The following is a 4,662-nucleotide window of genomic DNA, read 5'->3' on the forward strand; positions in this document are numbered from 1 at the left end:
TGGAAATTTTTGCCATTTAAATAGAAAAGTGACAATGGTTTTTCAATGTATGATTAGGGTGTGTTCTAAATAGTTCGAGAAAGCAGGTAAAATTTTTGAAAATTGCATATATCCGAGTCTCGTCGATAGATCAGAATGAACAACGGCAAATTGAAGAAATGAAAAAGTTTGGCGCTGAAAAAATTTTTATAGAAAAGCAATCTGGAGCGACGATTAGTCATCGGCCGATTTTTCAGGAAGCTTTAGATTTTGTCAGAGAGCAAGATATTTTTATTGTAGAAGCCATTGATCGACTTGGCCGCAATTATGACGAGATTATCGATTCAGTAAATTATTTAAAGAAGAAAAATGTACGACTCATTATCACCAGTTTACCGATCATGGCTGAAGCAATCGAAAATCCTCTCCTGGATAAATTTATCAAAGACCTAATCATTCAAATTTTGGCCATGATTGCTGAACAAGAGCGTACTGAATCGAAACGACGCCAGGCACAAGGAATTAAAATCGCTAAAGCAAACGGCGTCTATAAAGGTCGTCCTAAGTTATACAGTGCAGACACAAAAGATCCTCAACGTCGCCTTGTTTATAAGAGCATCGTCCAGGATCTTGAGAATGGGGTTGCTATCTCAAAGATTGCAACAGACTACAATGTGACTAGGCAAACAATTTACCGAATAAAAAAAGAAATCGACCAACTAATTGTATGATTTCTTTTTTGAATCACGTAATTATTAATTAGCTTTGTCATCAATACAGACAATCATTTTAGATTCATCTAGCTAAGTTGATTATATTTATGTTAAAAAGAATTTAGTTAACATAAATATAATTGATGCATAAACCGTCCTTATTTAAAGGTATTTAACATTGACAACTTAGTATAATATATCTTATGTAAACTAATAAAATTTGAATTTTATTTTATACACACTCGATAATAGATCAATTTTATGGTCCTCCGCATTTACGATTGCACAAGAGAAACATAAAGTCGACCTATTAGCATTTCTTTTCAATTCAAACATTAGAAAGTTTCTACCTCTGCTACTAAAAAATGAAATTATCTATTTAAAATTTAAAACGGTAAATCTGATTCATCCAAATTGGAAAATGGATCAGCCTGTATTGGAGCTTTATATTTCTCCATAATAACAGATATCTTTTTTTCATTTTTTAAAAAATACCTTTTAAATTTCTTATAGTCCTCTGAAATCAAAATATAGCGTGATGGATACTCATCAAAAGAAGAATCGTATTCTTCTTTCAAGATTCCCGATTTACTTAATTTTTCTAGTACATCAAATACTCTACCACTCAAGTAACTCCTTAAATTGTTATCACTTTCCCATTGAACTACTTTTCTATAAGTTGAATTATCAGTTGAAAAGATAGAATTTTCATCCATAAACGCATATATTAGCAGCAATCTTTCATCGTTGTCAAATTCTATTGGATCAAAAATATCTAAGTTGTCATCAAAATCTTTATCAGTTCCGGTAACTTTTTTGTTAATTACTGAAGGTGTCTTGTAAGAAATAGAATCTAAATCAAAGCGTTTTGATTCTAAATTATTTTGTGCTTTCTCAATTAAATAATTAACTTTTTTTGTGAGAAACCTTCTGATATTGTCTTTGCTATATGTTCCATAAAAACCCTTATCTTCTAAAGAGTCCCTGTACTTCTTAACTTCTATATACTCTTCAGCCAAAACTTGTGGAACTGGTTCATCTAAGAAAAAAACCCCTACCTCGCCTTTGCTATTTTTATAAAAGTAATCAATTTCTGCTATAGTTCCCGATCTATAATTATCAACTGGAGAACCCAACTTATGGCCAAAAATCGCTAATAATATATCACTATTTTCTACAATTTGTTTATTAATAACACTTTGCCCAGAGCTATTATTTATATAAGTAGGAATCGCATTCGTTTCCCATCGAATTGGCATCAAAATTACTTTTGTATTATCTGTATTTTCTATATTCCATCTATATATGGTTTCTTCTACTTCATTCCTCTTTGCTGCTATATCACCTGGTGATGCTATAAATACTTTTATTAGATTTATGGTTTTCATTTATTGTACCTTTCTCTTTATGTCTCTTTAAAGTAATTTTTGTATAAAATTTATTGACTTTCACACTATAGGACAATTTTTATCTATTTAGTACAAAAAGGCCCACTAAACTAATTGATTAGTTAGGAGCCTATTATAGGTATATTTTCAACTCGCTTTTAAGCAAATTCTACTACCAGCTTTTTGCCTAATGCCCTAGCGATATCATCAAGTTTATCGAAAGATACGTTATCCCCTCTCTCAATTCGAGCAATAGTAGATTGAGTTGTATGTGCTTTTTGTGCAAGCTCCGCTTGAGTTAGGCCTGCTTCCTCCCGTGCATGATAAAGAGCAACCGCAGTTTCGAGTTTTCTTCCTTCACGGTCATATGCTTCTGCAAAATCTTTGTCTTTTTGCTTTTCTTCAATCAATTTTTTAATCATCATTTGTGAACCACTCCTCTCTAAGTTCTTTTGCATGTTTAAGTTCACTTATTGGTGTTTTCTCCGTTTTTTTAGTAAATCCATGGGTAATGACATACCTTCCATTGACCACATGGAAATAGATAGCTCTTTGGATGTTTGATCCTACCTTACTTCTTAATTCGTACAAATTAGTGTCTAATTTTTTCACCCATTTCAAACGTTGAGCTACTAGCATCCCATTCTTTTCTGTTTCTTCAATTGTACGTAAAAGTTTTGCACTATCTTTTTTTGGTAATGTTTCCAACCATTCTAAAAATTCATCGTGACCATTAGGTCTTTTAAATGTTTCAAAAGATATTTTTTTCATACCTAATTATATCATATATCGATTTAATTTAATAGTTTATAATATATTCGAATCTATTTTTCGTTCAGCATTTTATACTTAGTAAAAAGATACTCACACAAAATCAAAGAAGAATTTGCAGCAAGTATTGCTTCTTCTTCTTTGATTATTATTCTTCTGGAACCATGAGCATGAGCATCTCCTTGACTGTTCCTCATTTCAAGTATTTTATCTGATAATGTATTGAGTGCTCCAATGAGTGCTTTAATTCTATTATCCATATCTGTTTCAGTTTTAATATTAAGACGCTCAAATGCTTCTTTTCTTAATTCTTTTGATTTAAATAAATTAGTATTAACAATCGATCCTTCCGTATGTTCAATAATAAATTTTAAAACTTCATCAATTAAGGTATTTGCTTTTGTCAGAACAGAGTCAAAATCTTTGTTTTTAATATCTGTTTGAATCCTAATTGGTAGCTGTCGGATATAAAGTAAATCAATCTCGCTTGAAAACTTTGTTTTTCTTAATATAGTTGAATCATCTTCTTTAAATGCATCCTCCAAAAGTAACTGAACTATTGGATTCATTTCATTAGATTCATATTGCTTGTCTTGATCCATAATATCTTTTAAGGAATGGATTAACTTATTCTTTAACGAATCATCAAATTGATCATCGACAAGAAACTTTTGAAAGGATACTCCCTTTGAACCTCCATAATGATTTTGTAGTTCAACACCTACGATTTTTTTTGTAAATATGTTCCACGTTACATTGTTAAAGTTCAAAATATATCCCGCCGAACCAACTGAAAAATAATTTGCTAATTGTTTTGCTTCATCTATAGTCATCATTTACTTATACCTCTTAAATTGTATGTTGGATTATTTTCAAATAATTAATACCAAAGATACACTGTTCAAATAAAAATGATATAATATTTGACTCATCGACTAATAGATTGGGAGCGTCAATAATTTTGTGTAAATGATTCTTCCCTACTGCAGATTGTTTCTAATTCTCAATCAGTTGGCTTAGCATTTGTTCAAGTTCGCCTTCGGCCTGTTGAAAGCCTTTATGACTGCGACCTAGGAATTTTTGGTTGTAAGTATCAAAAGACGAGACTAAGAAACGTTCCATCGACTCTTCATTTTGGAACTGTTCCTTGCGGTGGCTGTATTTCTTGATTTGCTTATTAAAGGATTCAATCAGGTTCGTAGAATAAATACTCTTGCGTATGGCCAAGGGGAAATCATAGAAAGTGAGCAAGTGATCGTTCGAAAGAATCGATTCAACCCCTTTTGGATAGCTAGTTTTCTATTTTTCCGCAAAAGCACCACGTGCTTCCAACGCCACCTCTTTAGATGAGGCTTGATACACCATTTTAAAATCATCACAGACTTCCTTACGATCATCGACACGCACTTTGTGACTGATATTACGGGAAACGTGTACACAACAATGTTGAAAACGAGCTTTGGGATAGAACCGACTAATCGCTCCTACCATCCCCTTTAAGCCATCCGTGATGAACAGGAGGACATTTTTCAAACCGCGCTCTTGAAGGTCCAATAAAATTTCCTCCCAAATCATGATGGATTCAGTCGGTGCAATCGCATAGCTCAATACTTCCTTTGATCCGTCCGGGCGAATGCCAACTGCGATATGAATAGCTTCCTTGGCGACGGTTTTCCGCTTTAACGGAATATACGTTGCGTCCATATAAATAGCAGCATAACGGTCATGAAGCTCCCGTCCTTTAAACGCCGTTACCTCTTCTGTAAATGATTTTGTTATATTGGACATGGTTTGGGGCGTGTAGTGATGCC

The 4,662-nt window shown here is 32.9% G+C and carries 5 protein-coding genes and 1 pseudogene; 1 reads left to right on the forward strand and 5 read right to left on the reverse strand.

Annotated elements, in window-relative coordinates; translation table 11 throughout:
- Positions 1–95 precede the first annotated feature (95 nt).
- Complete coding sequence (locus HMPREF2810_RS15030) at positions 96–710, forward strand: recombinase family protein (RefSeq protein ID WP_002401023.1); 615 nt, start codon at positions 96–98, stop codon at positions 708–710.
- 368 nt (positions 711–1,078) lie between these two features.
- Here HMPREF2810_RS15030 and HMPREF2810_RS15035 read toward each other — a convergent pair whose 3' ends face one another.
- The 5 genes and pseudogenes from HMPREF2810_RS15035 to HMPREF2810_RS15055 all read right to left on the reverse strand — a co-directional run.
- Positions 1,079–2,080 carry a DUF4062 domain-containing protein gene (locus HMPREF2810_RS15035; protein ID WP_002401022.1) on the reverse strand — a complete coding sequence of 334 codons (1,002 nt, stop codon included), beginning with the start codon at positions 2,078–2,080 and terminating at the stop codon, positions 1,079–1,081.
- Positions 2,081–2,238: 158 nt separating this feature from the next.
- On the reverse strand, positions 2,239–2,505 hold the full coding sequence (locus HMPREF2810_RS15040; protein WP_002344896.1) for a helix-turn-helix domain-containing protein: 267 nt from the start codon (positions 2,503–2,505) through the stop codon (positions 2,239–2,241).
- Positions 2,495–2,851: a type II toxin-antitoxin system RelE/ParE family toxin gene (locus tag HMPREF2810_RS15045; RefSeq protein WP_002401020.1), complete on the reverse strand. Its 357-nt coding sequence runs from the start codon at positions 2,849–2,851 to the stop codon at positions 2,495–2,497. Before HMPREF2810_RS15045 ends, HMPREF2810_RS15040 begins: the two co-directional genes overlap by 11 nt.
- Before the next feature lie 53 nt (positions 2,852–2,904).
- On the reverse strand, positions 2,905–3,687 hold the full coding sequence (locus HMPREF2810_RS15050; RefSeq protein ID WP_002401019.1) for an abortive infection family protein: 783 nt from the start codon (positions 3,685–3,687) through the stop codon (positions 2,905–2,907).
- Between the two features lie 160 nt (positions 3,688–3,847).
- Positions 3,848–4,662 (reverse strand): annotated as a pseudogene (locus HMPREF2810_RS15055) (IS256-like element ISLgar5 family transposase); the annotation flags it as partial.

This window comes from Enterococcus sp. HMSC078F03 (assembly GCF_001811595.1).
GTDB lineage: Bacteria > Bacillota > Bacilli > Lactobacillales > Enterococcaceae > Enterococcus > Enterococcus faecalis.